Source organism: Streptomyces atriruber, from assembly GCF_001418325.1.
Lineage (GTDB): Bacteria > Actinomycetota > Actinomycetes > Streptomycetales > Streptomycetaceae > Streptomyces > Streptomyces atriruber.
The window spans coordinates 1-26,919 of record NZ_LIPN01000301.1; the positions used below are offsets into that span (position 1 = coordinate 1).

27 protein-coding genes are annotated in these 26,919 nt (G+C 71.5%); 11 read left to right on the forward strand and 16 right to left on the reverse strand.

Going from position 1 to position 26,919, the window contains the following annotated elements:
- The 4 genes from AOK03_RS28120 to AOK03_RS28130 all read right to left on the reverse strand — a co-directional run.
- The coding region (locus AOK03_RS28120; protein WP_055568160.1) for a sulfite exporter TauE/SafE family protein at positions 1-716 on the reverse strand (716 nt) is incomplete at its 3' end.
- On the reverse strand, positions 713-883 hold the full coding sequence (locus AOK03_RS42820; RefSeq protein WP_157869100.1) for a hypothetical protein: 171 nt from the start codon (positions 881-883) through the stop codon (positions 713-715). The genes AOK03_RS28120 and AOK03_RS42820, both read right to left, overlap by 4 nt.
- 5 nt (positions 884-888) lie before the next feature.
- Positions 889-1,479, reverse strand: coding sequence for a rhodanese-like domain-containing protein (locus tag AOK03_RS28125; RefSeq protein WP_055568161.1), 591 nt, complete (start codon positions 1,477-1,479; stop codon positions 889-891).
- Positions 1,480-1,557: 78 nt separating this feature from the next.
- Positions 1,558-2,946, reverse strand: coding sequence for an MBL fold metallo-hydrolase (locus AOK03_RS28130; protein ID WP_055568162.1), 1,389 nt, complete (start codon positions 2,944-2,946; stop codon positions 1,558-1,560).
- A 187-nt stretch (positions 2,947-3,133) separates the two neighbouring features.
- Between AOK03_RS28130 and AOK03_RS28135 the strand changes: the two genes are divergently transcribed.
- Complete coding sequence (locus AOK03_RS28135; protein ID WP_055568163.1) at positions 3,134-3,397, forward strand: metal-sensitive transcriptional regulator; 264 nt, start codon at positions 3,134-3,136, stop codon at positions 3,395-3,397.
- A gap of 31 nt (positions 3,398-3,428) precedes the next feature.
- On the opposite strand, the gene AOK03_RS28140 is transcribed toward AOK03_RS28135, so the two are convergent.
- Positions 3,429-3,995 carry a Uma2 family endonuclease gene (locus AOK03_RS28140; RefSeq protein WP_055568164.1) on the reverse strand — a complete coding sequence of 189 codons (567 nt, stop codon included), beginning with the start codon at positions 3,993-3,995 and terminating at the stop codon, positions 3,429-3,431.
- Between the two features lie 136 nt (positions 3,996-4,131).
- On the opposite strand from AOK03_RS28140, the gene AOK03_RS28145 reads away from it, so the two are divergent.
- Both AOK03_RS28145 and AOK03_RS28150 read left to right on the forward strand, forming a co-directional pair.
- A complete protein-coding gene (locus AOK03_RS28145; protein ID WP_055568165.1) occupies positions 4,132-6,150 on the forward strand; it encodes a thioredoxin domain-containing protein in 2,019 nt (672 codons plus the stop codon).
- 68 nt (positions 6,151-6,218) lie between these two features.
- On the forward strand, positions 6,219-6,536 hold the full coding sequence (locus AOK03_RS28150) for a YqfO family protein (RefSeq protein ID WP_055568166.1): 318 nt from the start codon (positions 6,219-6,221) through the stop codon (positions 6,534-6,536).
- Here AOK03_RS28150 and AOK03_RS28155 read toward each other — a convergent pair.
- The 4 genes from AOK03_RS28155 to trhA all read right to left on the reverse strand — a co-directional run bounded on the left by AOK03_RS28155 (position 6,508) and on the right by trhA (position 10,504).
- Entirely contained in the window at positions 6,508-7,275 is a 768-nt protein-coding gene (locus tag AOK03_RS28155; protein ID WP_055568167.1) for a Mut7-C RNAse domain-containing protein, read from the reverse strand. The genes AOK03_RS28150 and AOK03_RS28155 overlap by 29 nt on opposite strands.
- Positions 7,276-7,343: 68 nt before the next feature.
- Positions 7,344-7,976, reverse strand: coding sequence for a TetR/AcrR family transcriptional regulator (locus AOK03_RS28160; RefSeq protein ID WP_079075005.1), 633 nt, complete (start codon positions 7,974-7,976; stop codon positions 7,344-7,346).
- Between the two features lie 4 nt (positions 7,977-7,980).
- On the reverse strand, positions 7,981-9,636 hold the full coding sequence (locus tag AOK03_RS28165) for an MFS transporter (protein ID WP_079075004.1): 1,656 nt from the start codon (positions 9,634-9,636) through the stop codon (positions 7,981-7,983).
- Between the two features lie 151 nt (positions 9,637-9,787).
- Positions 9,788-10,504, reverse strand: a complete 717-nt coding sequence (gene trhA / locus AOK03_RS28170; protein WP_055568169.1) for a PAQR family membrane homeostasis protein TrhA — start codon at positions 10,502-10,504, stop codon at positions 9,788-9,790.
- Positions 10,505-10,761: 257 nt separating this feature from the next.
- On the opposite strand from trhA, the gene AOK03_RS28175 reads away from it, so the two are divergent.
- Together AOK03_RS28175 and AOK03_RS28180 are read left to right on the forward strand one after the other, a co-directional pair.
- Positions 10,762-12,606 (forward strand): phosphoenolpyruvate carboxykinase (GTP), encoded by a 1,845-nt coding sequence (locus AOK03_RS28175; protein ID WP_055568170.1) that lies wholly within the window; start codon positions 10,762-10,764, stop codon positions 12,604-12,606.
- A 112-nt stretch (positions 12,607-12,718) separates the two neighbouring features.
- Complete coding sequence (locus tag AOK03_RS28180) at positions 12,719-14,527, forward strand: Ig-like domain repeat protein (protein ID WP_244177784.1); 1,809 nt, start codon at positions 12,719-12,721, stop codon at positions 14,525-14,527.
- Positions 14,528-14,602: 75 nt separating this feature from the next.
- Here AOK03_RS28180 and AOK03_RS28185 read toward each other — a convergent pair whose 3' ends face one another.
- Positions 14,603-15,043: an SCO4983 family protein gene (locus tag AOK03_RS28185; protein ID WP_055568171.1), complete on the reverse strand. Its 441-nt coding sequence runs from the start codon at positions 15,041-15,043 to the stop codon at positions 14,603-14,605.
- Between the two features lie 80 nt (positions 15,044-15,123).
- Positions 15,124-16,335, reverse strand: a complete 1,212-nt coding sequence (locus tag AOK03_RS28190) for a pyridoxal phosphate-dependent aminotransferase (RefSeq protein WP_055568172.1) — start codon at positions 16,333-16,335, stop codon at positions 15,124-15,126.
- 221 nt (positions 16,336-16,556) lie between these two features.
- Here AOK03_RS28190 and AOK03_RS28195 point away from each other — a divergent pair, with 221 nt between their 5' ends.
- Entirely contained in the window at positions 16,557-17,408 is an 852-nt protein-coding gene (locus tag AOK03_RS28195; RefSeq protein WP_055568173.1) for a trypsin-like peptidase domain-containing protein, read from the forward strand.
- Between the two features lie 79 nt (positions 17,409-17,487).
- Here the strand turns inward: AOK03_RS28195 and AOK03_RS28200 are convergent, their stop codons facing one another.
- The 3 genes from AOK03_RS28200 to AOK03_RS28210 form a co-directional block, all read right to left on the reverse strand.
- Positions 17,488-17,886, reverse strand: a complete 399-nt coding sequence (locus tag AOK03_RS28200) for a DUF2267 domain-containing protein (protein WP_055568174.1) — start codon at positions 17,884-17,886, stop codon at positions 17,488-17,490.
- Between the two features lie 22 nt (positions 17,887-17,908).
- On the reverse strand, positions 17,909-18,328 hold the full coding sequence (locus AOK03_RS28205) for an Hsp20/alpha crystallin family protein (protein ID WP_055568175.1): 420 nt from the start codon (positions 18,326-18,328) through the stop codon (positions 17,909-17,911).
- 160 nt (positions 18,329-18,488) lie between these two features.
- Complete coding sequence (locus tag AOK03_RS28210; protein ID WP_055568176.1) at positions 18,489-18,866, reverse strand: hypothetical protein; 378 nt, start codon at positions 18,864-18,866, stop codon at positions 18,489-18,491.
- A 407-nt stretch (positions 18,867-19,273) separates the two neighbouring features.
- Between AOK03_RS28210 and AOK03_RS28215 the strand changes: the two genes are divergently transcribed.
- From AOK03_RS28215 to AOK03_RS28225, 3 genes are all read left to right on the forward strand, one after another.
- Entirely contained in the window at positions 19,274-19,621 is a 348-nt protein-coding gene (locus tag AOK03_RS28215; RefSeq protein ID WP_055568177.1) for a MerR family transcriptional regulator, read from the forward strand.
- A gap of 342 nt (positions 19,622-19,963) precedes the next feature.
- Positions 19,964-20,167, forward strand: a complete 204-nt coding sequence (locus AOK03_RS28220) for a cold-shock protein (RefSeq protein ID WP_055568178.1) — start codon at positions 19,964-19,966, stop codon at positions 20,165-20,167.
- A 238-nt stretch (positions 20,168-20,405) separates the two neighbouring features.
- The gene (locus AOK03_RS28225; RefSeq protein ID WP_055568179.1) at positions 20,406-21,818 is read left to right on the forward strand and encodes a DEAD/DEAH box helicase; all 1,413 of its coding nucleotides are present in this window, start codon (positions 20,406-20,408) and stop codon (positions 21,816-21,818) included.
- Between the two features lie 214 nt (positions 21,819-22,032).
- On the opposite strand, the gene AOK03_RS28230 is transcribed toward AOK03_RS28225, so the two are convergent.
- A complete protein-coding gene (locus AOK03_RS28230; protein ID WP_157869101.1) occupies positions 22,033-22,608 on the reverse strand; it encodes a hypothetical protein in 576 nt (191 codons plus the stop codon).
- 110 nt (positions 22,609-22,718) lie between these two features.
- Here AOK03_RS28230 and AOK03_RS28235 point away from each other — a divergent pair, with 110 nt between their 5' ends.
- Together AOK03_RS28235 and AOK03_RS28240 are read left to right on the forward strand one after the other, a co-directional pair.
- The gene (locus tag AOK03_RS28235; protein ID WP_055568181.1) at positions 22,719-24,161 is read left to right on the forward strand and encodes a cellulase family glycosylhydrolase; all 1,443 of its coding nucleotides are present in this window, start codon (positions 22,719-22,721) and stop codon (positions 24,159-24,161) included.
- 102 nt (positions 24,162-24,263) lie between these two features.
- The gene (locus tag AOK03_RS28240) at positions 24,264-25,139 is read left to right on the forward strand and encodes a S1 family peptidase (RefSeq protein ID WP_055568182.1); all 876 of its coding nucleotides are present in this window, start codon (positions 24,264-24,266) and stop codon (positions 25,137-25,139) included.
- Between the two features lie 14 nt (positions 25,140-25,153).
- Here AOK03_RS28240 and AOK03_RS28245 read toward each other — a convergent pair whose 3' ends face one another.
- On the reverse strand, positions 25,154-26,770 hold the full coding sequence (locus tag AOK03_RS28245) for an N-acyl-D-amino-acid deacylase family protein (RefSeq protein ID WP_055568183.1): 1,617 nt from the start codon (positions 26,768-26,770) through the stop codon (positions 25,154-25,156).
- Between the last annotated feature and the right edge of the window lie 149 nt (positions 26,771-26,919).

Here is a 26,919-nt window from a genome sequence, read left to right on the forward strand (position 1 = left end):
GCCGCGACCGCGAGCAGCGCGTAGGCGAAGAGGCGCTGCAGGGTGTTGCCGCTGAGTCGTTGTGCGTGCCGTTTGCCGTCCCGGGCGCCGAGGATCGCGGCGGCGGTGAAGGGCGCTATGACCGCCCAGTCCAGATGCATGCCGGTTCCGGCCCGGGCGCCCAGTGAGGCCATCGAGTTGATCGTGATGACCAGCAGGCTGGTGCCGATGGCCCGGCGCATCGGGAGGTTCAGCATCCGCGCCAGTGCCGGTACGGCGAGGAAGCCGCCGCCCACCCCCAACAGCCCGGTCACGGCGCCGAGTCCGGCGCCGACGGCGCCCGCTTCGGCGGGCCGGGCCTCGACCGCGGCCGGGGCGGGCGCGGGCCGCAGCATGCGCAGGGCGGCGAGCCCTGCGACGGCCGAGAAGGCGATGGTCAGCCCGAGTCGGGGCAGATGGGCGGCGGCCGCCCCGGCGAGCACGGCGGGGACGACGCCCGCCGCCGCGAACAGCAGCCCGGTCCGCCAGTTCACGTTGCCGTCCCGGGCATGCCCGGTGAGCGCGGTGATGGAGGTCAGGGTGACGATGATCAGGCTGGCGGTGATCGCGTCCGCCGGGGGCAGGCCCATCAGGTAGGTCAGGGCGGGGACCGCGAGTACGCCGCCGCCACCGCCGAGTCCGCCGAGCGCCAGGCCGACGACGGCTCCGGCCACGAGCGCGAGGATCAGGGCGGTCATGCCGCCGAGCCGCCGTTGCCGTGTCCGACGGCGACCGGGTGCCCGGCCGCCTTCCGCGAACGGTTTCCGCTGCGACATATCGCCATCGGCGGCCGCCTCCGGGCGGCTTGCGGCGGGGCCGTGCCCGCGACCTCGACGGTGACGCGCTTCTCGTCTCGGAAGAACACGGACATCACAGGACCGGCCGGTCGCGCAGGGAGGCGACGACGGTGCGGACGTCGGTGCGCGGGCCGCGGTTGTAGGGCAGCTTGGCGAGGGCCATGCCCATCGCGCAGGTGTCGCTGAGGGCGGCGAAGGTCAGCCCGGCGCCGATCGCGGTGCCGATGAGGTGCACGCCGGGGACGAAGAAGCCCACGACACCGGTGACCAGCACGATCGAGCCGGCGACGAGACGGACCTGACGCTCCAGTTCCCAGCGTTTCGGGCCGCGGTCGACCGGGGCACCGGATGCCTCCCAGGCCAGCATGCCGCCGTCGAGGACCCGCAGGCCGGGCAGGCCCGCCTCGGCGAGGGCCGCCTCGGCCTGCGCGGCGCGGGCACCGGAGCGACAGACCAGCACCACGTCCTCGTCGAGGTGCTGACGCAGCTCCGCACGGTGCTCGCGCAGGGTGTCCAGGGGCACGCTGTGAGCGCCGGGGATGTGACCGGCCCGGAACTCGCCGGGCGTACGCACGTCCAGCAGACGGGGGCCGTCGCCGGTCTTGATCAGGTGCTGGAGGGCGGCGGGCGTGCAGGCGGCGGCGCGGGAGGCGTCGGCGGTCATGGAACTACTCCGTGGGGACGAAACGGGAACAGGCGAAACGGGAACGGACGAAACAGGAACAGGGGAGGGGCGCCGGGGTCAGGCGGCGGTGGGCGTGTTCAGCAGCGACCAGGCGGCCCAGCCGCCGAGTACGTCGGAGACGTACTCGAACCCTTCGTGGCGCAGCAGGCTGGCGGCGATGGAGGAGCGGTGGCCGCCCGCGCAGTGCAGGACCAGCGGCTTGTCGCGCGGGATCTCGTCGAGACGGCGGGGCAGTTCGCCCAGGGCGATGTGCAGGGCGCCCTCGATGAACCCGTTCTCGCCGCGCTCGCCGCAGGTGCGGACGTCGAGGACGACGGGCGGCTGCTCGCCGTCCAGTTCGGCGCGCAGCCGGGCGGCGGTCAGACGGCCGGCCCGGGCGACCTCCTCGGGCATCGTCTCCAGGGCCTCGTCGGGCGCGGTCAGGTACCCGGCCACCTGGTCGAAGCCGATCCGGGCGAGCCGGGTGACGATCTCCTCCTCCCGGTCGTCCGGCGCCACCACCAGCAGCTCCGTGCCGAGCGGCAGCACGGTGCCGGCCTGCTCGGCGAACCGGCCGTCGGCCGGGACGTTGACCGCCCCGCGCACGTGGCCCGCGGCGAACTCCTGCGGGTCGCGCGCGTCGACCACCACGGCTCCCGCCGCGCGCCGGGTCAGGAAGTCCGCGACGCCGAGCGCCCGCGGCGCGCTCGCCGGGTCGAACAGCTCCCGTTCCCGGCGGTTGAGGTCCGCGTCGTAGGCGAAGTACCCCGGCGCCGCCGACTGACCGGCGGTCACGAGCGCGACGAAGTCCTGCTCGCTCATCGGCGCGCACGCGTAGTTGGTGGCGCGCTGCTCGCCGATCGTCGACTGCCGTTCGGTGGACAGGTTCTTGCCGCAGGAGGACCCGGCACCATGGGCGGGGAAGACCCGCACCGCGTCGGGCAGGCCCATCAGCTTGTGCTGCACGCTGTCGTGCAGCATCGCGCCCAGCTCGGCGGCGGTCACCCCGGCCGAGGCAAGGAGGTCCGGGCGGCCGACATCGCCGATGAACAGCGCGTCACCGGTCAGCACGCCGTACGGGACGGCGTCCTCGGCGTGCTCGTACACCAGCACGCTGATCGACTCCGGCGTGTGGCCCGGGGTCTCCATGATCTTCAGCGTCACGTCGCCGAGGCTGATGGTGTCGCCCTCGGCCAGCTCGCGGATCGCGTACTCGGTCTCGGCCCGGTGCCCGTAGCCGATCCACGCGCCGGTGCGGGAGGCCACCTCCAGGTGACCGGCGACGAAGTCCGCGTGGAAGTGCGTGTTGATGACCCCCACCACGGTGAAGCCACGGGCCCCGGCATCGTTCAGGTACTCCGATACGTCCCGGCGCGGGTCCACGACCACGGCCTGGCCGGTGCTCTCGTCGGCGATCATGTACGACGCCTGGGAGAGGCATTCGAGGTAGTACTGCGAGAAGAACACGAGAACCTCCGGAACAAGGCGGGCGAATACCCGGTGAATACCCCGGGGGGTATCCATGTTTTCGACGGTAAGGGTCGACGACCGCCTTGTCAAATACCCCTGGGGGTATCAAATCGACCCCCGGGACTAATACCCCTCTGGGTATCGTTGCCAGGGATGCCGGGGAGTGGGAGCGAAGGAGGAGCGCATGCAGGTGGACGAAGGGTCGATGAAACCCGTCCTGAACCGTCTACGGCGGGCTCAGGGGCAACTGACCGCCGTGATCGCGATGATCGAGGCGGGCCGCGACTGCAAGGACGTCGTGACGCAGCTCGCCGCGGTGTCCCGCGCCCTGGACCGGGCCGGGTTCAAAATCGTCGCGAGCGGCATGCGGCAGTGCCTCGCGGGGGACTCCGACACCCCGCCCATGACGGAGGAGGAACTGGAGAAACTCTTCCTCACCCTCGCGTGACCGGGCCGGCGGCCCGCGCAGACTCCGACCGTCAGATGGATCCCAGGTCGAGGGTGACGGAGAAGGGCACGGCAGCCTTGATCACGCCGGTGAACATCTCGCCGTCCCTGTAGCCCTTGGTCGCGGGGTCGAGAACGTAGGTGTAGACAATCGGAACCCCGGTGACGGCCTGCTCGATGCGCCAGTAGAAGGGGATGCCGGCCTTGGCGTACTGGTCGACCTTCACGATCCGGTCTGTGGTTTCTGACCCTGGGGACACGACCTCGACGACCAGGAGTACGTGCTCGGGGCGGGTGGGCGTGAGGTCGATGGTCTCCGCCCGGTAGACGATGACGTCAGGACGGCGGTTGGTGAGCGGGACGTCCTGTAGGCGGACGTCGAAGTCCGTGTCGGCGTTCCAGTCCGGGCCCGCGGCGGTGTCCAGGGCATTGGCCAGGATCCGCGCCAGCCGGTTGTGCCGCTTGGACGCGCTCGGGCTCACGACGACCATCCCGTCCACGATCTCGATCCCGGCGCACTGCTCCTCGGACCAGGAGTCGTACTGCTCCGCGCTGATCTGCGTGTGCATCCACGCCGGCGCCACCATCTCGGCGGTCATGGTGTACCTCCTTCGAGGAGCCTCGGCAGTCCTGGCACTGCCGAGATCAGCCTACTGTCCTGCCGTGCCGGGGCACCTGATTCGGAAGACGGCGGGCTTCGCTGTCAGGGCGGGGCGCTGTGAGAGGCTGGATCGCATGAACCGGCTGGCTGGTGTGACCTCGCCTTATCTGCTTCAACACGCTGACAACCCGGTCGACTGGTGGCCTTGGTCGGCCGAGGCGTTCGAGGAGGCGCGGCGGCGGAACGTACCCGTGCTGCTCAGCGTCGGCTACAGCGCCTGCCACTGGTGCCACGTCATGGCGCACGAGTCCTTCGAGGACGAGGCGACGGCCGCGCTCATGAACCGGGACTTCGTGAACATCAAGGTCGACCGGGAGGAGCGGCCCGACGTCGACGCCGTCTACATGGAGGCCGTGCAGGCCGCGACGGGGCAGGGCGGCTGGCCCATGACCGTCTTCCTCACCCCCGACGCCGAGCCCTTCTACTTCGGCACGTACTTCCCGCCGGAGCCGCGGCACGGCATGCCGTCCTTCCCGCAGGTCCTCGACGGCGTCCACCGGGCGTGGACGGACCGGCGCGGCGAGGTCGACGAGGTGGCGGGCAAGATCGTGCGCGATCTCGGTGAGCGGCAGCTCACCCACGACGCCGACGAGCGGCCCGGCGAGGACGAGCTCGCCCAGGCGCTGCTGGGGCTGACCCGTGACTACGACGCGACGCACGGCGGCTTCGGCGGCGCGCCCAAGTTCCCGCCGTCCATGACGGTCGAGTTCCTGCTGCGGCACTACGCCCGCGTGGGCACCGAGGGCGCGCTCCAGATGGCGGCCGACACCTGCGAGCGGATGGCGCGCGGCGGCATCTACGACCAGCTCGGCGGCGGCTTCGCGCGGTACTCCGTCGACCGCGAGTGGGTGGTGCCGCACTTCGAGAAGATGCTGTACGACAACGCGCTGCTGTGCCGTACGTACGCGCACCTGTGGCGGGCCACCGGCTCGGAGCTCGCACGCCGCGTCGCTCTGGAGACGGCGGACTTCATGGTCCGCGAACTCCGCACGAACGAAGGCGGGTTCGCCTCCGCGCTGGACGCGGACAGCGAGGACCCGGCGACGGGCGAGCACGTCGAGGGCGCGTACTACGTATGGACGCCGGGGCAGTTGCGGGAGGTCCTCGGGGACGCCGACGCGGAGCTGGCGATGACCTGCTTCGGCGTCACGGAGGAGGGCACCTTCGAGAAGGGCGCCTCCGTGCTGCAACTCCCGCGGACGGAGGGCCCGCTGGCGGACGCCTCGCGGCTCACCGCCATCCGCGAGCGGCTCCTCGCGGCGCGCGCCGCACGTCCCGCGCCCGGCCGCGACGACAAGGTGGTCGCCGCGTGGAACGGCCTGGCGATCGCCGCGCTCGCCGAGGTCGGCGCGTACTTCGACCGGCCGGATCTGATCGCGGCCGCGGTGGGCGCGGGCGACCTCCTCGTACGTCTCCACATGGACCCGCGCGCCCGGCTCGCCCGCACCTCCAAGGACGGCAGGGCCGGTGCCAACGCCGGTGTGCTGGAGGACTACGCCGACGTGTCCGAGGGCTTCCTCGCGCTGGCCGCGGTCACCGGGGAGGGGGTGTGGCTGGAGTTCGCGGGATTCCTCCTCGACCACGTCCTCGCGCAGTTCGTGGACGCGGAGAGCGGCGCGCTGTACGACACGGCGGCGGACGCGGAGCAGCTCATCCGCCGCCCGCAGGACCCGACCGACAACGCGGCGCCCTCCGGCTGGACGGCGGCCGCGGGCGCGCTCCTGTCCTACGCGGCGCACACGGGCGCAGAGCCGCACCGCACCGCGGCGGAGCGGGCACTGGGCATCGTCAAGGCGCTCGGCCCCCGCGTGCCGCGCTTCATCGGCAACGGCCTCGCGGTCGCGGAGGCGGCGCTCGACGGGCCGCGCGAGGTGGCGGTCGTGGGCGACGTCCTGGGCGACCTGCACCGCACGGCACTGCTCGGCACGGCGCCGGGAGCGGTCGTGGCCGCGGGCCCGGCGGGCAGCACCGAACTCCCGCTGCTCGCCGACCGTCCACTCGTCGACGGCCGCGCCGCGGCGTACGTCTGCCGGGGCTTCGTCTGCGGCGCCCCGACGACGGACCCGGCACAGCTCGCGGAACAGCTCTCCTAGGCCGGAGTCCGCGCACGCCGCGCAGGGGTGCTGACGGGGGTGCGGGGGACGGTGGTTAGGGTCCGGGGATGGTGCGTCTGAAGATAGAGATAGCCGTCCCCGAGAGCCATGTGGAGCAGGTGATCGACGCGCTGCACACGGCCGGCGCGGGGCGGGTCGGGGAGTACGCGCGGTGCGCGAGCTGGTGGCCCGTCAGCGGCACCTGGCTGCCGCTGCCCGGCGCGCAGCCCTACGACGGGGAGGTCGGCGTCGTGCAGCGGGGCGCGGAGTGCCGGGTCGAGTCCGTCTGCGAACAGGAGCAGGCCCGCGCCGTCCTGGAGGCGGTGCGGGCGGCGCATCCGTACGAGGAGGCGGTCATCAACTTCCTGCCGTTGTACGAGCCGTGACCCCCGCCCCCGCGGCGCCGAACTCCGCGAGCGCCCGCTCCACGATCTCTTCGAGGCGGTCGTGGTGGGCGCCCCGCCAGAACACGCGCTCGCAGGATCCGCACTGTGCGAAGACGTCGTACGTGCCGCGGGTGCCGCCCTCCAGACGGTCCGCCACCTCGTCCTTCGTGGCCGCGCGCAGCGTGCCGTTGCAGGCGCCGCAGCGCGTCCAGGGGCGCAGGGCGGGGGCGAAGCGGCCGAGGACGTCGCGGAGCTGGTCGTCGGGGCGGTCGCTGTAGACGTACGCACCCGCCCACAGCTCCCGGCGCCTGAGCAGGCCGCGGTCGCGGCTGAGCAGGACGCGGCGCTCGGCGGCCGAGCGCGTGGCGAGGGCCGGGTCGCCGATGTCCGTGCTCTCGTACGCCGCGTCGACGCCCAGGAGCCGCAGGCGCCGCGCCAGCGTGCCGAGATGGACGTCGAGGAGGAAGCGGAGCGGGGCGCCCGGCACGTCCTGGGGGCGGGCGACCGCGCGGACGGTGACGGTCTCGCCCGCCGCGGGGATGTGTCCGACGGCGACCTCGCGGCCGTCGACCACGAGCGCGCCGACCTCCGTGAGCGGGACGCCGATCGACTCCACGACGTGGCCGAGCGTGGACACGCCGTCCGTAACGGCCGCCGTGGGGCCGCCCCTTCGCTCGTGCGGGACGAAGACCCCCAGCTCGGGGGCGAAGTCGAGGAGGATCTCCGGACCGTTCGTCATGCGGTCAGGATGGCACGCCGGGTGCGGTGACCACCCGCGGTTTTCCGCGGGCCCTCATCCGCGGTCCCTCACGCGTCGGCAGGCCCCGCGAACCCGGCCGTCAGCATGTCCAGCGTCCGGTCGACCAGCGTGGGCAGGTCGTCCTTGTGACCGTGCTCCGCCCAGTACGCCGTCGTCTCGGTGAGCGCGCCGATCAGGCCCATGGAGAAGGCCCGCACCTCCAGGTCGCCGGGGTCGCGGCCGGTGCGCTCCGCGATGCTCCGGCACAGGATGCCGCCGGTGACCGACATGCTCTCCAGCATCCGGGAGCGCACGGCGGGCACCTCGGTCATCAGCTTCGTCCGCAACCTGGTGACCTCGGGCTCCTCCGAGAAGTCGAAGGAGAGGGCCCGGCGCAGCACGACCCGCAGCGACTCCACGATCGGCTCGTCGGCGGGCCGCTCCCGCAACTGCTGCTCCAGGAACGGGTCGAACTCGTCCGTGAGGACGATGTCCTCCTTGGTCGGGAAGTAGCGGAAGACGGTGGAGGGGGAGACCTCCGCCGCCTCCGCGATCTGCTCGACGGTCGTCGCCTCGTACCCCTGCTCCCGGATCAGCCGGTACGTCGCGTCCCGGATCGCGATGCGGGTCTTGAGCTTCTTGCGCTCGCGAAGGCCCGGCTGGGGGGCGCCCGCGGGAGCGGAGATACGTGCGGCGGTCATGACGTCATTGTCGGCCATCGCCCCGGGCCCCGTCCTCGACCGCCTCCGCCCCGCCCGCGACCGCAGGCGCCTCGCCCCCGACCGCCTGCGCCTCGACCGCCTCCTGTCCGCTCCCGGCCGACTCCTTCCCGCTCCCGGCCGTCTCCCGCCCTGTCCCGCTCCACCGCCCGGGCAGGAGCGCTGCCACGAACAGCGCCGTCACCAGCGCGGCGACGCCGCTGACCAGCAGGACGAGGCCCATCCCGGCGAGGTACGCGGAGTTCGCGGACTCCACGAGGCCCGGGGCGCCCAGCCGTTCGGCCACCCCGTGCGCGCCGACCACCGAGTCGGCGGCCGCGTCGGCCGCGGGCCCCGGCAGGCCCCCGGTGTCGAGGCGGCCGGTGTAGGCCCCCGCGAGGAGCGAGCCGAGCAGCGCGATCCCGAGGGCGCTGCCCACCTGTCGTACCGTCATGAGCAGCCCCGAGCCGGAGCCCGCGCGTTCCACGGGCAGCGCGCCCAGCGCCGAGTCCATGGACGGCACGACCGCGAAGCCGAAGCCGAGACCGGCCACGGAGAGCCACAGCGCGGTGAAGCCGTAGCCGCTGTCGACGCCCGTGCGGCTGCCGAGGATCGCGGCGAAGGCGAGGACCACGAGCCCGCCGCTGATCACCGCGCGCGCCCCGAACCGCCGCACGACGGGCTCGGCACCCTTCGCCGCGACCAGCAGCCCGCCCATCATCGGCAGCATCCGCACGCCGGTGCCGAACGCGTCGTTGCCGAGCACCGCCTGCAGATACTGCGGCAGCACGAACATCAGGCCCGACAGCACGAACATGACGAGCGTCGCCGCCATGGTGTTCAGGAAGAAGGCGCGGTTGCGCAGCAGCGACATGTCGAGCATCGGGCGCGCCATCCGGCGCTCGCGCAGGACGAGCGCGGTGAGGAGCGCGGCGGCGGCCGCGAGCATGCCGAGGACCAGCGGGTCGTCCCAGCCGCGTCCGGGGGCCTCGATGATGCCGTAGATGAGCGCGCCGAGTCCGGCGGCGGTCAGGGCCGTGGAGACGGTGTCGACCTTCGGGGACGCGGGGTCGCGGGTCTCCGGCAGCAGGAGCAGACAGGCGGTGAGGCCGATGGCGACCATCGGGATGTTGATCAGGAAGATCGAGCCCCACCAGAAGTGGTCGAGCAGCCAGCCGCCGATGATCGGCCCGAGCGGGGCGCCGAGGGCGGAGGCGGCGGAGACGATGCCGACGGCCTTGGTCCGCTCACAGGGTCCGAACAGGGCGGGCAGCACGGCCATCGCGAGCGGCATGACGAGGGCGCCGCCCAGGCCCATAACGGCACGGGCCACGACGACGAGGGGGACGTCGTCGGCGAGGGTGCCGAGCAGTGAGCCCGCCAGGAAGACGCCCAGCCCGGTCATCAGCATCCGGCGCCGCCCGAAGCGGTCGCCGAGGAGTCCGGCCGGGAGCATCAGGGCGGCGAACACGACGACGTAGGCGTCGGCCATCCACTGCTGCTCACCCGTGCTCGCGCCGAGCTGCGCGGCCATCGTGGGCAGCGCGACGTTGAGGATCGTCATGTCGAAACCGAGCACGAGCATGCTCGCGACCAGGGCCCCGAGGGCCCACCAGCGGCGGGGGTCCTGCCGCGCGACGGTCGGGATAGTGACAGTGGCCATGAAATGAGAGTAACTATCAAAAGATGGGTACTGTCAATACTGGCCCCGTGTTCGGGGCTGGTCCTGTGTTCGGGGTCTCCCGGCGTGCGCGGGCATGAAAAAAGTGGCCACGGTCGGACCGCGGCCACTGGAGTGGAAAGGGGGGAGGGGGTCAGCCGTGCTGGTAGGCCACCAGGGAGATGCCGACGTAGTGGATGACGAAGGCCGCCAGCGTCAGTGAGTGGAAGACCTCGTGGAAGCCGAAGAACCGGGGGGAGGGGTTCGGGCGCTTGATTCCATAGATCACGCCGCCGACGCTGTAGAGCACTCCGCCGACGATGACCAGGACGAGGACGGCGATGCCGCCCGTCCGCATGAAGTCCGGCAGGAAGAAGACCGCGGCCCAGCCCATCGCGATGTAGCACGGGGTGTAGAGCCAGCGGGGGGCGCCGACCCAGAAGACGCGGAAGGCGATGCCGGCCAGGGCCGCCCCCCAGATGCCCCACATCAGCCACTGCCCCTTGGCCTCGGGCAGCAGGAGGAGCGTCAGCGGGGTGTACGTGCCCGCGATGATCAGGAAGATGTTGGAGTGGTCCAGGCGGCGCAGGACGGCGTCGGCTCTGGGGCTCCAGTTGCCCCGGTGGTAGAGCGCGCTGATGCCGAACAGCAGGCAGGCGCTCAGGGCGAAGATGCCGCAGGCGAGCCGCCCGCGGGGGGAGTCCGCCAGGGCGGTGAGCACCAGACCCGCGACGACCACCGCGGGAAACATGCCCGCGTGCAGCCAGCCGCGCATCTTCGGCTTCACGGGGAGCGGCACGGAGTCCGGCGAGGGGACGAGCGAGGGGTTGTCCGCGGAGTGCGGCATCGCTTCGGGGACAGATGCGGTCATGGCGGCATCGTACCGACGGCCCCGTAAGCCAAACGTCAAACGGACGGACGGATCGGCTGCCACGCACCCGTACCCGTACAAGTGGCGATGCTCACGCCGCTCAAGTGTGAGGCCCTCTGGACAGATGCGCGAACGCGTCGGATGATCAAATGAGTGCGGTCGGCACCGGATGAGCGCCAAAGTAAGTACACGTGAAGCGTCCGGGTCGCAGCCCCCACGGGGCATACATCCTAAAAACCCCTCGATTAGGAGCAATCGTGGCGCGCGACATCGCGGCTCCCCTTCTCGCAGAGCCCCTGGGCACTGCCCCGACCAACCACCAGGACCTCGTCTCCTGGGTCAACGAGATCGCCGAACTGACGCAGCCGGACCGTGTGGTCTGGTGCGACGGGTCCGAGGCCGAGTACGAGCGCCTGTGCGAGGAGCTCGTCTCGAAGGGCACCTTCAAGAAGCTCGACCCGATCAAGCGCCCGAACTCGTACTACGCGGCCTCCGACCCGACCGACGTCGCGCGCGTCGAGGACCGCACCTTCATCTGCTCCGAGAAGGAGGCGGACGCGGGTCCGACCAACCACTGGAAGGCCCCCGCCGAGATGCGGGAGATCTTCGCCGGGGAGAAGGGCGTCTTCCGCGGCTCCATGCGCGGCCGCACCATGTACGTCGTGCCCTTCTGCATGGGCCCGGTCGGCTCGCCGCTCTCCGCGATCGGCGTCGAGATCACCGACTCCGCGTACGTCGCCGTCTCCATGCGCACCATGACCCGGATGGGCCAGGCGGTCCTGGACGAGCTCGGCGACGACGGCTTCTTCGTGAAGGCCGTCCACACGCTGGGCGCCCCGCTGGCCGAGGGCGAGGCCGACGTGCCGTGGCCCTGCAACTCCACCAAGTACATCTCGCACTTCCCCGAGGACCGCGAGATCTGGTCGTACGGCTCCGGCTACGGCGGCAACGCGCTGCTGGGCAAGAAGTGCTACGCCCTGCGCATCGCCTCCGTCATGGCCCGCGACGAGGGCTGGCTCGCCGAGCACATGCTGATCCTCAAGCTGACGCCGCCGCAGGGCGAGTCGAAGTACGTCGCCGCCGCGTTCCCGTCCGCCTGCGGCAAGACCAACCTCGCCATGCTGGAGCCCACGATCTCCGGCTGGACGGTCGAGACCATCGGCGACGACATCGCCTGGATGCGGTTCGGCGAGGACGGCCGCCTCTACGCGATCAACCCCGAGGCGGGCTTCTTCGGCGTCGCGCCCGGCACCGGCGAGCACACCAACGCCAACGCCATGAAGACGCTGTGGGGCAACTCCGTCTTCACGAACGTCGCGCTCACCGACGACGGCGACGTCTGGTGGGAGGGCATGACGGAGGAGACTCCGGCGCACCTCACCGACTGGAAGGGCAACGACTGGACCCCCGAATCGGGCGTCCCCGCCGCGCACCCGAACGCCCGCTTCACCACGCCCGCCTCGCAGTGCCCGATCATCGCGCCCGAGTGGGAGGACCCCAGGGGCGTGCCGATCTCGGCGATCCTCTTCGGCGGCCGCCGCGCCAGCGCGGTGCCGCTGGTGACGGAGTCCTTCAACTGGCAGCACGGCGTCTTCCTCGGCGCCAACGTGGCCTCCGAGAAGACCGCCGCCGCCGAGGGCAAGGTCGGCGAGCTGCGCCGCGACCCGTTCGCCATGCTGCCGTTCTGCGGCTACAACATGGGCGACTACATGGCGCACTGGGTGAAGGTCGGCGCGGACAAGCCCGACCAGTCCAAGCTGCCGAAGATCTACTACGTCAACTGGTTCCGGAAGAACGCCGACGGCAAGTTCGTGTGGCCCGGTTTCGGTGAGAACTCCCGCGTCCTGAAGTGGATCGTGGACCGTCTCGACGGCCGCGCCGAGGGCGTCGAGACCCCCATCGGCATCCTGCCGACGGTCGACTCGCTGGACACCGACGGTCTCGACCTGGCCAAGGACGACCTGGAGTTCCTGCTCACGGTCGACAAGGAGGTCTGGCGCGACGAGGCCTCGCTGGTCCCCGAGCACCTCAACACCTTCGGCGACCACACGCCCAAGGAGCTGTGGGACGAGTACCGCGCGCTGGTGCAGCGGCTCGGCTGACCCCAGCCGTTCCGTTTCCGGCCGGGCCCCCGCACAACGGCGTGCGGGGGCCCGGCCGCGTGACACACCCGCATCTTGAACACCTTGCCTTCACACTCCTCTCACATGTTTCATGGGTCCGCATGACGGCCCGCTGATCACGGCGGACCGTCGATCGATCCTGTGGGGGGACGAGTTGAAGAGATCTCAGGGCTTACGACGGGTCACGGGCGCCGCGCTCACTGTGGTGCTCGGCTCCGCCGGTCTGGTCGCCCTCGGGGCGCCCGCCGCGTCCGCGGCGACGCCCTCGGACGAGGCGGCGAAGCTGCCCATCTCGTCGTTCGGGGCGATGGTGGTCGACGACGCGCACGAGCGGGTCTACGTCACCGACGGGCGCAGGAGCGGCTCGGGGGCGAGCCAGGTGCTGGTCTACAACTTCCAGGGGCAGCGCGTCGGTTCGCTCGCCGCCGACGAGAACGTGTCCGGCATGGCGCTCAGCGCGGACGGCGCGACGCTGCACGTGTCGCAGTCCAACCGCATCCTGACGTTCGACACGGCGACGCAGACCAGGACCGGCGCCGCGATCACGCCGTACGACGTGACCTGTGGCCGTGAGGTGGCGGTCGCGGGCGGCAAGACGTGGTTCACGGAGACGCCGTACTCCGGCTCCTCGTACTGCGACCGGCCCGACAACATGGCCCTGCTGTACGGCGTCGACGGTACGGCCTCCGTCAACACCGGGTGGAACAGCCAGGGGCGGCTGCGGCTGGAGGCGGGGCCCGGGGCGCCCGACCGGCTGGTGATGGGGCAGGCGGGTGCGGGTCCCGCGGCCGACCCGTTCCTCACTACGTTCGATGCGAGCGGCGACACCCTCGTGCGGGGCCCCTCGCGGCGGTTCGCCGACGCCGAGGGCAAGGGCGCGCTCGACCTGAAGGACATCGCGCAGAGCGCCGACGGCAAGCGGATCGCCGTGGCGGACGCCGCGTACGGCACCCGGCTGCTCGACGCCGGTGATCTGGCGGACGCCCCGACGGGCTATCAGCCGCTGCCGGAGGGCGCGAAGGCGTCGGCGGTGGCGTTCAGCGGCGACGGGAAGTACGTGGCGCGGGGCGCTGCCGCCGCCGGCAGCGCGGCGGACCTGCTGATCCAGCCCGCCGACCCGAAGGACGGCACCACACCGCTGGAGTTCGCCTTCGAAGGGGATCTCGACGGGACCCGGGTCGTGCCGCAGGGGCTCGGCTGGGCCAAGGACGGCTCGCGGCTCTTCGCGGTGACCTCGGACGGGGGCAGCGGCCACTGGCTGCACGTCATCAAGCCGCCCGCCGCCCAGTACGACTCCCGCTTCACCGGCGCCCTCACCACCACGCCCTCGAAGCCCGTGGTCGGCGAACCCCTCGGCATCCGCGGCAAGTTGGAGCTCGACGGGCCCGCGCCCGCCGAGCCCGTGAGGGTCGCCGCGGTCCGCAGGGACGTCGACGGCACGCAGGAGGTGGCGGCCGCCAAGGTCGCGGCCGATGGCAGCTTCACCGTCCTGGACGTGCCGGACCGGCTCGGCGAGGCGACGTACACGCTGCGGTTCCTCGGCGACGTCACGCACCGCCCGGCCGAGGACGTCACGGTCACGGTGGACGTGGCCAAGGCCCCGACGACGATCGAGCTGACCGCGCCCGCCGAGGCGACCCGCACGGGTGGCGTCCAGATCACCGGCACGCTGACCGGGCAGGGACGCGCGCTGCCGTCCGGGATCGATCTGAAGGTGACGCGGACCGACCGGCTCGGCACGACGGGCGAGCTGACGTCGGCGCAGGTCGCGGCCGACGGCACGTTCAAGATCAAGGACCTGCCCAGCAAGCGGGGCAGGACGCTCTACACGGTGAGCTACGAGGGGGACGCCCTGCACCAGGGCTCGTCCGCCGAGGCCACCGTCAAGATCACCGGCTAGGCGGCCGGCACCCCCAGCTGTCGCCGGGCTGGTGGCACCCGGTCCGTGGCCTCCCCGGCCGCGGACCGGGGCCGATCAGGGGGCGCCGACCAGGCGCGAGGCGTCCGCGTGGGCGTCCATGCGCCCGGCGGCCAGGATCGCCGCCGCGGTGTCGGCACGGGAGGCCGCCACCACCAGGGCACGGCCCGCGAGGGCGTGCGCGCGCTGGTGCAGGGCGGCGAGGTGGGGTTGGGGGCGCCTCCCACGCGTTGAGCTGTGGGGGAGGATCGCGGCCGCGACGGCGGACCGCGGCGGGCGCACGCCGTCGCGCAGGCGCGCCACCTGGTGCGCCAGTTGCTCGGCGGCGTCGTCCAGCGCGGCGGACGGGGACAGGGCGCGCAGCTCGTCGGTGAGGGCGAGCAGCGCCGCGAGGTGCCCGGCGAGCTGGATGTCCAGCTCCTCCCCGCGGGAGCGGTGCGGATAGCTCGTGTCGTCGGCCATCGTGTGGACCGACTTGGTGCGGATCGGCTCGTACATGGGATGGCCTCCAACCGTTGCTTGAAAGCCATCCTAGCTTAGATTCTGTCTAAAGTTGAGTCGGGGCCAATTCCGGCTGGTCAGGGCTGGCTGTAGCCGTCCAGGAACGTGCCGATCCGGGTGACCGCCTCCGCGAGGTCCGTCGCGGTCGGCAGGGTGACGACGCGGAAGTGATCGGGCTCGGGCCAGTTGAAGCCCGTGCCGTGCACGACCATGATCTTCTCGGCGCGCAGCAGGTCGAGGACCATCTGCCGGTCGTCCTTGATCCGGAATACCTTCGGGTCGAGCCGCGGGAAGAGGTAGAGCGACCCCTTCGGCTTCACGCAGGTCACGCCGGGGATCTGCGTCAGCAGGTCGTACGCCGTGTCGCGCTGCTCCAGGAGGCGGCCGCCCGGCAGTACGAGGTCGTTGATCGTCTGCCGTCCGCTCAGCGCCGCGACGACGCCGTGCTGGCCCGGCATGTTCGCGCACAGGCGCATGTTGGCGAGGATCGTGAGGCCCTCGATGTACGAGGAAGCGTGTGCCTTCGGGCCCGAGATCGCCATCCAGCCCACGCGGTAGCCCGCCACGCGGTACGCCTTCGACATGCCGTTGAAGGTGAGGGTCAGCAGGTCGGGGGCGATGGCGGCGGTCGGCGTGTGCGTCGCGCCGTCGTAGAGGATCTTGTCGTAGATCTCGTCCGAGCAGACCAGCAGGTTGTGGCGGCGTGCGATGTCGGTGAGGCCGCGCAGCATCGCTTCGTCGTAGACGGCGCCGGTCGGGTTGTTCGGGTTGATGATCACGAGCGCCTTGGTGCGGTCGGTGACCTTGCGCTCGATGTCGGCGAGGTCCGGCATCCAGTCCGACTGCTCGTCGCAGCGGTAGTGCACGGCGGTGCCGCCGGACAGGGAGACGGCCGCGGTCCACAGCGGGTAGTCCGGCGCCGGTACGAGGACCTCGTCGCCGTCGTCCAGCAGGCCCTGCATGGCCATCACGATGAGCTCGGAGACGCCGTTGCCGATGAAGACGTGCTCGACGTCGGTCTCGATGCCCAGGGTCTGGTTGTGCATGACGACCGCGCGGCGGGCGGCCAGGAGGCCCTTCGCGTCGCCGTAGCCGTGTGCGTCGCCGACGTTGCGGAGGATGTCCTCGAGGATCTCCGGCGGGCACTCGAAGCCGAAGGCCGCGGGGTTGCCGGTGTTGAGCTTGAGGATGCGGTGTCCGGCCGCCTCCAGCCGCATCGCCTCCTCGAGCACCGGGCCCCGGATCTCGTAACAGACGTTGGAGAGCTTCGTCGACTGGATGACCTGCATGTCCGCGAGCTTACGGGCGGGTATCGCGTGCCGCCTCGTGTTTTCGGACACAAGGGGTGTCCCTTCACCTCTGATGGAGTGTCTCGTTCCGCTCCCTGGTGTCCTGTCAGCGGTCAGTTGTGTCCGTTTGTGGTCTTGTCCTGACGGCGCCGCACCCCAACAATGCGCATGACAACACCGAAGGAACTTCGGTCACTTAGTCATCAGAGGGGACCCCCCACATGAACAAGCCTCTCGTCGGTGCGTGCTTCGCCGCTCTGCTCATCGGAGCAACGGCGGCGCCCGCGACAGCCGTCGGCGACCAACCGTCCGCGAAGCCGAAGGTCAAGGCGGTCGACCTCGCGGGGACGGTGGCGCTCAGCAACTGTTCCGGCTCCGTCGTCCGCGTGCCCGACTCGAAGCCGGACGACCCGGCCCTGGTCCTGTCCAACGGACACTGCCTGGAGGCCGGTTTCCCCGCCCCGGGCGAGGTCGTCGTCGACAAGCCCTCGTCCCGCAGCTTCACGCTGCTCGACGGCGCAGGCGGCGAACTCGGGACCATCAAGGCCAGCAAGATCGCGTACGGCACGATGACCGACACGGACGTGTCGCTCTACGAGACCACCAGCACCTACAGCGACATCGAGAGCAAGTACGGGATCAAGGCGCTGGAGCTGAACGCGGCGCGGCCCGAGCAGGGACGGGCGATCACCGTCGCGTCCGGCTACTGGAAGAAGACGTACAGCTGCAACATCGACGGCTTCGCGTACCGCCTGAAGGAGGGGAACTGGACCTGGAAGGACTCGGTCCGCTACACCCCCGACTGCAAGACGATCGGCGGCACCTCGGGCTCCCCGGTGATCGACGACGAGACCGGCAAGGTCGTCGCCGTCAACAACACGGGCAACGAGAGCGGTGAGGAGTGCACGGACAACAACCCGTGCGAGGTCGACGAGAACGGCAAGGTCACCGTGCGCGAGGGCATCAACTACGCGCAGGAGACCTACTGGATCGTGCCGTGTGTCGGCGCGGGCAACAAGATCGACCTGAGCCGCGAGGGCTGTGAGCTGCCCAAGCCGTCCGGCATGCGGTAACCACGGCCACGGGTGCCGTCCGACGACCCCGGCAGGGGCTTTCGGGCGGCACCCGCGCGTCGGCTCTCGTGCCCGGCCGTCAGGCCGCCCGCACCAGCTCCGCCCTGCCGAACAGCAGGGCATAGCCGGACGGGAGCAGACCCAGCAGGCGGTCGACGAGTTCCTCGTCCACCGCCCGTGCCAGGGCGGTGAGGACGGAGCTGACGTCCCATCGGGCGGTGGCGGGGGTCGCGCCCGGCAGGCGCCGCGCCACGCTGTCCACGAACTCCGCGGCCGCGAGCGGCCGGGCGGCGGGGACACGGTCCGCGCACAGCCGCGCCGCCTCCGGCGGCAACTGCCGCGCCAGATCGGCCCGTACGTCCCCGGTGACGTGGCCGCCGAGGGCGGTGAGGACGACGCGTGTCACGCGCTCCGCGTCCGCCGCACCGTCGTACCCGCCGGTCTCCCGCACCGTCTCGATGAGTTCGCTCCACCTCATCGTGCTGTTCTCCTCCGTCTCGTCAGCCGTCGATCTGCTTGCGGTCGCTTCCGCCACTGATGTGGATCTTCCGGGGCTTGGCCCGCTCGGCCACCGGGATGCGGAGCGTCAGGACGCCGGCCTCGTACGAGGCGTCGATGCGCTCCGTGTCCAGGGTGTCGCCGAGGAAGAGCTGGCGGGCGTAGCTTCCGGTGGATCGCTCGGCCGCGATCATCTCCACGCCCTCGGGGGCGGGGGACCGGCGCTCGGCCCGTACGTTCAGCACGTGGCGCTCGACGTCGAGGTCGATCGACTCGGGGTCGACGCCCGGCAGGTCGAAGTGGACGACGAACTCGTCGCCCTCGCGGTAGGCGTCCATCTGCATCCCGGCGGGGCGCGAACTGCTGAAGACCTGCTGGGCGAGTCGGTCGAATTCGCGGAACGGGTCGGTACGCATGAGCATCACGGGTCACTCCTCTCCTCAGATGTTGGGTGCGATGCCCTACGTCTTTTTATATAGCCCAAGGGGAGGAAAGTTGACAAGCCCCGACTCAAGCCGAGTCGGGGCTCGTCGTGCTCGACCCGCCGGCCGGACCCGTCGGCCCGGCGCGGACGGGGTGGGTTCAGGAGTCGGAGTAGCTGAGGTCGCCCACGGTCCAGGCGCTCACGTCCGCCAGGGCGATGCGGTACATCCCACCGGTCTCCGGCAGGCCGAGGCTGCCCTGGAGGATCCGGGCCAGGTGGAAGTGGAGATGTGTGGGCGGCCCGGACTTCAGGGGCGGGCCGGAGTCCGTCTCGGGGGACACGAACGCCGCGGCGAAGGGGCCGAGCCGGTCGGAGTCCTTCAGGACTTCGGCGACGCGCCGCCGCCACAGGGTCTCGGGGGCGAGCCGTCCGGTGATGACGGCACCGCCGACGACCACGGTGAGGGACATCTGATTGCTGTGCTCGGACTCCACCAGGTCGGCGATGTCGACGAGCAGCTCGTCAGGGATCGACATGACCGGTCAGCTTACCGAGGTGCGGACGGGTGTGGCGGGCCGCATACCTCTTCTTCGGGCGCTGAAAATCTATCGCGGCTGAAGTAGACATGCGTGATTCCCGTCGGTAGAGTTCCTCATGTAGCCAGTGATGGTGCCCGTGACGGAAGAAACGGGTGCCGGGAGAAGAGTGAGAGGAGTGGACGCCATCTGGATCGCCCGGGCGGGCAGTTCGCAGCCCGGGTACCGCAGGCCCCGGATTGGAAGGTGGTCCCCGGTCACGCAACCGCGATCCCCGCAGCGCCGCCCGAACGGGTGTCCATGCGGAAACAGATAGCCGGCACGCAAGGTCGGTAGATGGTGAAAACCCCTCGGGGCCTGGTGCCGCACGGCACCAGGCCCCTCGACGCGTTCCAGAAAAGGTGCAGATGCCCCCAGAGAACCCCTCGCGCGGCCAGGACCGGTTCGATGACGACGACTACCCCGCCTACACGATGGGCCGGGCCGCCGAGATGATCGGCGCCACGCCCGGCTTCCTCCGGGCGGTGGGTGAAGCCCGGCTGATCACGCCGCTGCGGTCCGAGGGCGGCCACCGCCGCTACTCCCGCTACCAGCTTCGCGTCGCGTCGCGTGCCCGCGAGCTCGTCGACCAGGGCACGCCGATCGAGGCCGCCTGCCGCATCGTCATCCTGGAGGACCAGCTGGAGGACGCGCTGCGGATCAACGAGGAGCTGCGCGGCTCCGTCGCGGGGTCCGAGGGGGCGCCCGGGTCCTGAGGGGCCGCTGTCACCGGCCGCCCACCACCCGCCGGGCGCGAACGCTGTGCCTCCCGGCACTGGATATCTGTGACGGCAAATGCAGAATTTCGCGTGAAGCGCTATGAGGGTATATCGGCTGACCGGCGGAGTGATATGGAAATCCCGGCGACGGCGGCCGGTGCGTGCTAGTGTCGTTATCAGTTGCAGTTGTGGTTTCCAAAGACTTCAAGTGCTCCGTCGGCAATCCGTGCCGATTGGGCACTTTGTTTTGCCGGTCATGTCCGGACAGGGTAATCATCGCGGCGACGTGGAGTCCGCACAGTGCGGGCTTCCGGGTAATTGCCCCGAAGGAGATATGACATGGCTACTGGCACCGTGAAGTGGTTCAACTCGGAAAAGGGCTTCGGCTTCATCGAGCAGGAGGGTGGCGGCGCCGACGTCTTCGCCCACTACTCGAACATCGCCACCCAGGGCTTCCGTGAGCTGCAGGAGGGCCAGAAGGTGACCTTCGACGTCACGCAGGGCCAGAAGGGCCCGCAGGCCGAGAACATCGTTCCCGCCTGAAGCTGACGCTCGCGCGTACTTCGTAGCTGGGGCCCGCACCTTGGGTGCGGGCCCCAGCTCGTTGCTTTTTCGGGGGTGAAACTCCCCGACGTATTTCTCGGCCGAATCCGGAATGATTTCCCGACGGTCGGGAATGCTTTTTCATTTTTCCCCGGCCGTTCCTGCGATTCTCGGCACCGGACGGTGCCCGGCGAGAATTCCTCGATACGCGCCGCATCGAGGAAGGTTCGAGGTTTTCATGAACCGCTCAGCTCGCACAAACGGCCGGTACTCCAGGGGTTCGGGCCGACGTCCGGCCGCGCCCCAGGGCGAGTTCACCCTGCCGGTCACCGTCACACCGGCCCTGCCGCCCGTCGAGGACTTCGCCGCGCTCGGCCTGCCGGACGGCATGCCGCAGACCCTCACCCGGCTCGGCGTCACCACGCCCTTCCCGATCCAGGCGGCCACGCTGCCGAACACGCTCGCGGGCCGGGACGTCCTGGGGCGTGGGCGCACCGGGTCCGGCAAGACCCTCGCCTTCGGTCTCGCGGCGCTCGCGCGCACCGCGGGGCAGCGGGCCGAGCCCCGCCGCCCGCTCGCCCTGATCCTCGTCCCCACCCGCGAGCTCGCCCAGCAGGTGACGGACGCCCTCACCCCGTACGCCAGGTCGGTGCGGCTGCGCCTGGCCACCGTGGTCGGCGGCATGCCCATCGGACGGCAGGCCGGGGTCCTGCGCACCGGTGCCGAGGTCGTCGTCGCGACGCCGGGGCGGCTCAAGGACCTCATCGAGCGGCGCGACTGCCGTCTGGACCGGGTCGCCGTCACCGTGCTCGACGAGGCCGACCAGATGACCGACATGGGCTTCCTGCCCCAGGTCACCGAGCTCCTCGACCAAGTGCGGCCCGACGGGCAGCGGATGCTGTTCTCGGCCACCCTGGACCGCAACGTCGACCTGCTGGTCCGCCGCTACCTCCACGACCCCGTCGTCCACTCGGTCGACCCGTCGGCGGGCGCGGTCACCACGATGGAACACCACGTGCTGCACGTGCACGGCGCCGACAAGTACGCCACCACGACGGAGATCGCCGCCCGCGACGGCCGGGTGATCCTCTTCCTCGACACCAAGCACGCGGTCGACCGGCTCACCACGCACCTGCTGCACAGCGGGGTGCGCGCGGCCGCGCTGCACGGCGGCAAGTCCCAGCCCCAACGCACCCGCACGCTGGCCCAGTTCAAGTCCGGCCAGGTCACCGCGCTCGTCGCCACGAACGTCGCGGCACGCGGCATCCACGTGGACGACCTCGACCTCGTGGTCAACGTGGATCCGCCCGCCGACCACAAGGACTACCTGCACCGGGGCGGCCGCACCGCGCGGGCCGGCGGCTCCGGCAGCGTCGTCACCCTGGTCACCTCGGCGCAGCGGCGCGGCATGACGCGGCTGATGGCCGCGGCGGGCATCAGCCCGCACACCGCGCAAGTGCGTTCCGGTGAGGCGGAGTTGGCGCGCATCACCGGCGCGCAGGCCCCCTCGGGCATTCCGGTGACCATCCCTGCGCCGTCGAAGGGGCCCTCGCCGCGGGGCGAACGAGGCGGTGCCCGCGGCCGACGTCCCCGCGACGGCCGTGCGCGCCGCGCCTACGCCGCCCGCGCCCGGACCGCCGCGGCCGCCTGACCCGCACCTCCCGCTGACCGGCCCGGCCGCCCAGGCCTCACCCGCCGGGCGGCCCGGCCGCCCAGGCCTCACCCGCCGGGCGGCCCGGTCGCCTAGGTCTCACCTGCTGACCGGTCCGGCCTCACCTGCTGACCGGCTCGGCTGCCTCGGTCTTGCCCGTCGGGCGGTCCGGTCGCCTAGGTCTCACCCGCTGACCGGCCCGGCCGCCCCGGCTTCACCCGCCGGGCGGCCCGGTCGTCCGGTCAGCCGGGGACACCGGCGCCGCGGCGCGCGGCGCCCGGCTCGTCGCGAGCGCCGCCGCCCCGGGCAGCCAGCCCAGCGCCAGACCCCACAGCGCGCCGAACAGCGCGCCGGTCAGGGGGAGCAGCAGCCACCCCCACGGGCCCGCCTCGACCATGCGGGCCGCGACCATGCCCCGCCACACACCCGCCACCGCCGTGCCCGCTATCAGTGCCGTCCAGCCCGCGAGCAGGCGGCGGCCCTTGCCCGCGTCCGGGCGTACGCGCAGATGGCGGCGCATCCGGGCGGCGGCCACGGCGACCAGGAGCAGCGCCGCGAAGTCCTCGCAGAGCTGCCAGGCCCAGTCCGTCGCGCCCAGCGGCGTCGCCCGCAGGCCCGGCAGCGCGAAGGGCACGCCGAGCGCGCTCGGCACGACCGACAGACCCGCCCGCGCGGTGAACGCGGTCAGCAGGGTCGCGCTGCCGTGCGCGAGGACGAGCACCAGGCAGACGCACGCCACCACGGCCGTGGCATCCGTCCGCGCCCGCAGCGCGTCCATCGTCGTCCGCATGGCGCGCCACTGTAGGCCGCCCCGGCCGCGGGGGACAGGGGCCCGGCCGAAGAAAGTGAACAATGCTCAGGTCTGTTGCGGCACGGGCTCCGCGATCTACCATCCCGGCCATGAAGTCCCTTGTGGCATGGCGCACTTGGGCGGTCGGCGCGGTCGTGCTCGCCGTTGCGGCCGCGCTGCTGGTCGCCGTCGGCCCGCAGGGTGCGGGCGCCGGGCGCGCCGACACCGCGAGCGGCCACCGGTGGATCACCGACCGGCAGGGGCGCGCACTGGTCCTGCGCGGGCTGTCCACGGCGAGCAGCGCCAAGCAGGCGGCCGACGGCATGCCGTGGATCGAGGAGAAGGACGTCGCGCGCGAACGGCGGTCGCTGGGCACGAACTTCGTCCGCTTCCTGCTCCAGTGGCGCAAGGTCGAGCCGTCGCCGGGAACGTACGACAGGACGTATCTGCGGCAGGTCGCCGAGCGGGTGCGCTGGTACGGGAAGCGGGGCTATCACGTCCTGCTCGACATGCATCAGGACCTGTACGGCCCGCGCGTCGGCGGCAACGGCGCCCCCGCGTGGGCCACCGGGACCGACGGGCTGACCTCGGCCCCCACCGACCCCTGGGAACTCGGTTACGCCGAGCCCGGGACCGTCCGCGCCTTCGACCGTTTCTGGGGGACGGTCGAAGGCGACGGGCGTGATCTGCGCGAGCACTACGTCGGCGCCGTGCGGGAGGTGGCCCGGCACTTCGCCGACGACGACACCGTCATCGGGTACGACCTGATGAACGAGCCCTGGGGCGGCAGCGTGCAGGGCCCCGCCTTCGAGGCGGGGCCGCTCGCCCGGCTCTACCAGGACGCCATCGACGCCGTCCGCACCGTCGACCGCGACCACTGGCTCTTCGTCGAACCGTCCGCCATCGGCTCCAACTGGGGCTTCGCCACCGGACTTCCGCGCCTGGACGACCCGCGCGGCGACGGCGACGCGGCACGCATCGCATATGCGCCACATCTCTACCCCCTCCCCATGGACCTCGGCGGCGGCTACACCGGCGGCACCAAGGGGCAGGTCGACCGCTCGCTGCGGGCCTGGCGCGAACAGACCGAGAAGACCGCGAGGCGGCTCGGGGCGCCCGTCGTCATCGGGGAGTTCGGGCTCGACACGGGGCTGCCGGGCGCCATGGAGTACGTGGAGCAGGTGCAGCGCATGGCCGACGACATGGGGGCGGGCTTCGCCTACTGGTCCAACGACCCCGGCCCCTGGGCGCCCTGGGACGCGAAGCTGCGGCCGACGAAGCTGCTCCCCGTGCTCGACCGGCCGGCGCCGCTCGCCGTGGCGGGGGACCCGGTCGCCTACGGCTGGGACGAGGCGAGGCGGACGCTGACGGTGAGCTGGCGCGGGACGGCGGGCGTGCGGGGCGGCACGGAGGTCCGGCTGCCCGCCCGGCACTTCCCGAAGGGCGGCCGGGTGGCGGGAGGCGCGCAACGCGCCTGGAACCCCGAGTCCCGTGTCCTCACGCTCGATTCGGGCCCGGGGAAGCACTCTGTCCGCATCACGCCGCGTCGGTGAACCGGAACACTTCCCACCCCTTGTCCGGCTGCACAGGCACCCCAAGAATGCCCTCTGACAAACGCACGACAGGCGTACGTCGTCATGAGGGGGGCTCCACAGATGGGAAAGAAGAGCTACGCGATCACGGGCGGACTGATCGCCCTCGCCCTGGCCGGCGCGGGAGCGGCACCGGCCTTCGCGGGAAACACGCACCAGGCCGACCAGGCCGGGCCCGGGGCGAAGGCCAAAGCCGTCGACTTCGCGGGGACGGTGGCGCTCAGCAACTGTTCGGGCTCGGTCGTCCGCATGCCCGGCTCGAAGCCGGGCGACCCCGCGCTCGTCCTCACCAACGGCCACTGCATAGAGAGCGGCTTCCCCGCCGCCGGTGAGGTCATCGTCGACCAGCCGTCCACCCGCACCTTCAAGCTGCTCGACGCGAAGGCCAACGACGTCGCCACGCTCAAGGCGTCCAAGGTGTCCTACGCGACCATGACGGACACCGACATCACCATCTACCAACTCACCCAGACCTACGACGACATCACGAAGAAGTACGGCATCAAGCCGTTGGAGCTGGCGGACGGCCACCCGGTGAAGGGGCGCGCCATCACGGTGGTCTCCGGCTACTGGAAGAAGACCTACAGCTGCAACATCGACGGCTTCGTCTATCGGATGAAGGAGGGCGAGTGGACCTGGAAGGACTCCGTCCGCTACACCTCCGCCTGTCAGACCATCGGCGGCACGTCCGGGTCGCCCGTCATCGACCACAAGACCGGCAAGGTCGCCGCGATCAACAACACGGGCAACGAGGACGGCGAGCGCTGCACCCTCAACAACCCCTGTGAGATCGACCGCAAGGGCAACGTGACCGTGCGCAAGGGCATCAACTACGCCCAGGAGACGTACGGGATCGTGCCGTGCGTCGGCAAGAACAGCAAGATCGACCTGAACCGGAAGGGTTGCAAGCTGCCCCGGCCGACGGCGGCCACGAGGTAGTACGCGCCGGTGCGTCAGGGAGTCCGGCGTACGGCGCGTCCCGCGAGGACGTCCGTGCGCCGGCCGTCCCGCATCACGAACCGCCCGTCGATCAGGACGTGCGGGATGCCGACCGGCAGCGTACGGGGAGCCTCGAAGGTGGAGCCCGCCGCGACCGTGTCCGGGTCGAAGAGGACCAGGTCGGCGCGGTAGCCCTCGCGGACGACGCCCCGGTCGGGCAGGCGCAGCCGGGCGGCCGGGCGCGAGGTGAGGTGCGCGACGGTCTCCTCCAGCGACATGACGCCCAGCTCTCGCGCGTACCGCCCGAGGTACTGCGGGAACGTGCCGTACGCGCGCGGGTGCGGCTTGAAGCCCTGCAGGATGCCGTCGCTGCCGCCCGTGTGCACGGGGTGCCGCATGATCGCCCGGACGTTCTCCTCGTGGCCGACGTGCTGGAGGATCGTCGAGCCGAGGTTGTCGTTGATCAGGAGCCTGCGGGCGGTGACCCACGGCTCCTCGCCGCGCTGGGCCGCGGACCGGGCGATGGTCTTGCCGACGCAGGAGGCGAGCCCGGGGTCGCTCACGCCGGAGATCTCGATGGTGTCCCACTCGATGGGCACGCCGTGGCAGCCGTCCGCCCCGACGCCCTCCATGTGGTGGCGGATCTTCTCGGCGGTCCCTTCGTCCTTGAGCCGGGCGAGGATCGCGTCGGGCCCGCCCTCGCTCGCCCAGCTGGGCAGCATCGCCACGAGCGTCGTGCAGCCCGGGGTGTAGGGGTACGTGTCGAGCGTGATGTCCGCCCCGCCCGCGAGGGCGTCGTCGAGGAGGGCGAGCAGGTCCGGGGCCTTCCCCTTGTTCACGCCGAAGTTCATGGTGGCGTGGGCCAGGTGGAGGGGGCAGTGCGCGGTCCGGGTGAGGTTCACCATCTCCTCGTACGCCTGGAGGGCGCCGGCTCCGTAGCTGCGGTGGTGCGGGCAGTAGTAGCCCTGGTGGGCCGCGACCACCTTGCAGAGCTCGGTGAGCTCGGAGTCGTCGGCGTACATGCCCGGCGTGTAGGTGAGCCCCGACGACATGCCGACGGCGCCTTCCCGCATCCCCTCGGCGACGAGCTGCTTCATGCGGTCCAGCTCGGCGGGGGTCGCGGGGCGGTCGTCCCAGCCCAGCGCGTACATGCGGACGGTGCCCTGCGGGATCAGGTACGCGGCGTTCACCGCGATGCCGTGGCCGCCGTGGGCGGTGTCGAGGGCGTCGAGATATCCGCCGACGGTGCGCCACGTGAAGTCGATGTCGCTGCCGTCGCCGTTCCAGCCGGTGATGGCCTGGCGGACCTGGGCGAGCGTGCGGTCGTCGACGGGGGCGTAGGAGAGGCCGTCCTGCCCGATGACCTCCAGGGTGACGCCCTGGGCGGCCTTCGCGGAGTGGTCGGGGTCGCGGAGGAGGGCGAGGTCGCTGTGGGCGTGCATGTCGATGAAGCCGGGCGCGAGGGCGAGGCCTTGGGCGTCGAGGTTGGTCTGCCCCGTGGGGCGGGGGCCCGTCGTCTCCCCCTCCCGGTGGATCGTGGTGATCCTGCCGTCGTGTACGCCGACGTCGGCGCGGTAGGAGGCACCTCCGGTGCCGTCTATGACGCGTGCGTCCCGGATCACCAGGTCCATGGGGGTGGCCTTTCCTCTGCGTTTGGCTGCGACTCGTCTGGTGCTGCACCCGGCCTCCGGCCGGGTCTTTCGCCCCCACCCGCACCACCCGTGCGACTTTCGTCGCCGGGTGCGGGTGGCCCCTGTGGGGCGGATCCGCCCTTGGAGGG